We start from the raw sequence: 3721 nt of genomic DNA, 5'->3' as shown, positions 1-3721 counted from the left end.
CTCTCTATGCCTCCATGTCGGCCCGGTTCGCGGCCGTAGTTGAGTCCCTTGCAAGCCACGTCGAACAGTATTCAATCGACGAGCTTTTTGTTGACTGCAAAGGGATAACGGCCGCCATGAGCCTTGACGCTTTCGGGCGCCAACTGCGCGAGGAAGTCAGGCGACACACAACGCTGGTATGCGGGGTCGGTATTGCCCGTACTAAGACGCTGGCGAAGCTGTGTAACCACGCTGCAAAAACATGGCCCGCTACTGGCGGGGTGGTTGCTCTGGACGATGGCGCCAGACTGAAGAAATTAATGAGCATCCTGCCGGTTGCGGAAGTCTGGGGCGTCGGCCATCGTACAGAGAAAGCACTCGCCACAATGGGGATCAAAACGGTGCTGGATTTAGCCAGGGCAGATACGCGCCTAATCCGTAAAACATTCGGCGTTGTGCTTGAAAGAACGGTACGGGAGTTGCGCGGCGAGGCTTGCTTCAGCCTGGGAGAAAACCCTCCTGCGAAGCAGCAGATTGTTGTGTCGCGCTCATTCGGCCAACGCGTAGAAACCCTGACGGACATGCAGCAGGCTGTCACCGGATTTGCAGCGCGCGCAGCTGAAAAACTGCGTAATGAGAGGCAATACTGCCGCGTCATAAGCGTCTTTATCCGTACCAGTCCTTATTCAGTGCGTGATACACAGTATGCCAATCAGGCAACCGAAAAACTGACGGTGGCAACCCAGGACAGCCGCACGATAATTCAGGCAGCACAAGCCGCGCTGGCGCGGATCTGGCGGGAAGATATTGCGTATGCAAAAGCAGGGGTCATGCTGGCAGATTTTAGCGGGAAGGAGGCCCAGCTTGATTTATTCGACTCTGCTACGCCTTCAGCTGGCAGCGAGGCTTTAATGGCTGTTCTTGATGGTATAAACCGGCGTGGAAAGAGCCAGCTTTTTTTTGCAGGCCAGGGCATCGATAACTCCTTTGCCATGCGTCGTCAGATGTTGTCACCTGATTACACGACAGACTGGCGCTCAATACCAATAGCCACCATCAAATAATTACCGGCGCCGTACACGGGCCGGTTAACCCCTCAACCGGCCGAAACAAGTTTCGGCACGGTTTCGCGGTTTTCGGTAAAAGCCGTTTCCTCTGTATAAAAGATCAGCTAAATTATGTGTATTGCACAATACATATATGTGAGGTTAGCAGTGAATTTGCCTACGCCCGAAACCTACGATGAACTTCAGAGAGCCTACGATTTTTTCAATGAGAAGCTATTCAGCAACGAGCTGCCGCCATGCCTGATAACGTTGCAGCGTGAGAAGCGAACGTATGGCTATTGTTCCTTTAAGCGTTTCGTCGGCCGTGAGAGTGGGTACACGGTAGACGAGATCGCTATGAATCCGGTGTATTTCTCGATCAGAACCATAAAGGCCACGCTTTCAACACTGGTGCATGAGATGGTTCATCAGTGGCAATTCCATTTTGGCGAGCCTGGCCGCCGTGGCTATCACAACAAACAGTGGGCGGCCCGGATGGAACGGGTAGGACTAATGCCTTCTGATACCGGCGAACCGGGAGGCAGGAAAGTGGGCCAGAGCATGACCCATTATATTATTGCCGGTGGCCTTTTCGATATGGCCTGTGATGAACTGCTGACAGGCCATTTCCGGCTTTCCTGGATGGACAGGTTTCCGCCTTACCAGCCTAAGCCTGGCGCTGTGCTAAGCCCTACAGGAAAAGGCTATATTGACGACGAGGAAGATGATAGCGAACACGAACAGGAGGTGGAGGAAGGGCGCGACCCGGTTGAACTCGACGACGAGATCATAGAGGCCATGCGATTTGTAACCCCGCCGCCTGAAGCGCCGGTGAACAAAACAAACCGGGAAAAGTACAGCTGCCCGGTGTGTCATATCAATCTCTGGGGTAAACCGGGGATAGTGGTTTACTGTGGTGGCGAGCACTGTAATAAAGCCGCGTTAGTAGTCTTAAAATAAAGTCCTTTCGGACTTTATTTTTTTTCCATTTCCGAGGTCGTGATGTTATTAATGCTGTACTTCGCGGCTTCTTTTAAAACAGTTTCAGCAAGGCTTGCTGGTATCCAGACCTGAACTAATTTTAATGGTTCGCCGTTCTCGGCTTTAAGAGTGGTGTTCTGGTACAAATCCCAGATTCGCTTAACGGTGCTGGAAATGTTTTGCTTGGAACGGCCTACTCGCGTGGCTACGTCTGATGATTTCTCACCTTTGACAAGCACGGAATAGCCAATATCTGTTGTGATGTGTGCAAAGGAAGCCATTTGCGGCAGCAGCTGTTTCCATTCTGTTTCTGAAATTCTGTTTTTCTGAGCCATCTGTGGCGCCTCCGTAGTTTTGGTTACAGAAAGGATATACTCAGAATAAACAGGGGTCAATACAAGTACGATTTTTATAAACTTTATTTTATTTGAGGGTGAGGCCCGGTGCGGCAGCAGCGCGGGCCTCGATGGTGCCGCGAAGGTGCTGGCGCCATGCTCGGATTAAAACATGAACCCCTCAGAACTGCGAAACTTGTTTTCGCGGTTCTGAGGGGTTGACCGAGCCGCGAAGCGGCGCTGGTAAGCGATGATATGCACATATCCACAGGCATATTTTTAAAAGGTATTTTATAGATTTTTTATCTTTTTAAAGTCTTTTAGAGCTATATAACTCATTGATTTAAAATCATAAATAAGTGTTATCTCTGGGAATCCGCCCACCTTGTTATGGGATTTTCCCCACCTATCTATGGGAAACAGCCCACCTTACTATGGGAATTAGCCCACCTTGTTATGGGAATTGGCCCACCTTATGCGAAACTGTAAAAAATGTATTTACTTGTTTGAACTTTGTGGTAGTGTGGAGAGTAATTTTTAACCCACAAAGGCAAGGCGCATGGATAAGTTGCTGAACAAAAAGATAAAAGTTAAGCAGTCTAACGAGCTTACCGAAGCTGCTTACTACCTCTCGCTAAAAGCAAAGCGCGTTCTCTGGTTATGCCTTATGCAGACGTATTTCACAGCTTCAGTAAGCGAAGATGATGATGAGATGGCTGTACTCGGTGACTCTACTTTCAAAGTAAAGGTGGCTGACTATCAGCAAATTTTTCAGGTAAGCCGTAACCAGGCTATCAAGGATGTTAAAGAAGGCGTGTTTGAGTTAAGCCGTTCTGCGGTAATCTTTTACCCGAAAGAAGGGCGTTTTGACTGCGTCGCGCGCCCCTGGCTAACAGAGGCTGGCAGCCGATCAGCTCGTGGTATCTGGGAAATCGAATTTAACCATAAACTCCTGCCGTACATTTACGGCCTGACGAACCAGTTCACCACCTACTCGCTCCGCGATTGTGGCAGTCTTCGAAATCCCCGGACGATCCGCCTTTATGAAAGTCTTGCTCAATTCAAATCTTCAGGCTTATGGGTTACTACTCATGCTTGGTTAAATGACCGTTTCCTTTTGCCGGAATCCCAACAGAAGAATCTGGCAGAATTGAAACGATCTTTTCTTGATCCTGCATTAAAGCAGATAAACGAGAAAACCCCCTTGTTTGCTAAGTACCGTATTGATGATTCAGGGAAGTTTTTGTTCTCAATACTCGATAAGCAAAATCCCGTCTGACATAAACCAGCACCTTTGAGCCTGTCATTTGACAGGTTTTTTTAATTTCCGTCAGGAAGGTGGGTGCATTCCCACACGGCAGCGGCGCCCGGCAAGGTGGG

4 protein-coding genes are annotated in these 3721 nt (G+C 49.3%); 3 read left to right on the top strand and 1 reads right to left on the bottom strand.

All coding sequences use genetic code 11. From position 1 onward, the window contains the following. Together mucB and HMPREF3119_RS07570 are read left to right on the top strand one after the other, a co-directional pair. A partial coding sequence (gene mucB, locus HMPREF3119_RS07575) for a translesion error-prone DNA polymerase V subunit MucB (protein WP_070579192.1) occupies positions 1-1043 on the top strand: 1043 nt, incomplete at its 5' end. Between the two features lie 150 nt (positions 1044-1193). Beyond that, on the top strand, positions 1194-1985 hold the full coding sequence (locus HMPREF3119_RS07570) for a SprT-like domain-containing protein (protein WP_012561121.1): 792 nt from the start codon (positions 1194-1196) through the stop codon (positions 1983-1985). 14 nt (positions 1986-1999) lie between these two features. Here HMPREF3119_RS07570 and ardK read toward each other — a convergent pair whose 3' ends face one another. Then, positions 2000-2341, bottom strand: coding sequence for an antirestriction protein ArdAB regulator ArdK (ardK, locus tag HMPREF3119_RS07565; RefSeq protein WP_000057569.1), 342 nt, complete (start codon positions 2339-2341; stop codon positions 2000-2002). A gap of 559 nt (positions 2342-2900) precedes the next feature. On the opposite strand from ardK, the gene HMPREF3119_RS07560 reads away from it, so the two are divergent. Beyond that, positions 2901-3620, top strand: coding sequence for a replication initiation protein (locus HMPREF3119_RS07560; RefSeq protein ID WP_012561120.1), 720 nt, complete (start codon positions 2901-2903; stop codon positions 3618-3620). Positions 3621-3721: the final 101 nt, after the last annotated feature.

Source organism: Morganella sp. HMSC11D09 (assembly GCF_001807955.1).
Lineage (GTDB): Bacteria > Pseudomonadota > Gammaproteobacteria > Enterobacterales > Enterobacteriaceae > Morganella > Morganella morganii.
The sequence above is the reverse complement of the archived record's forward strand: the minus strand, read 5'-3'. Positions and strand labels throughout refer to the sequence as shown.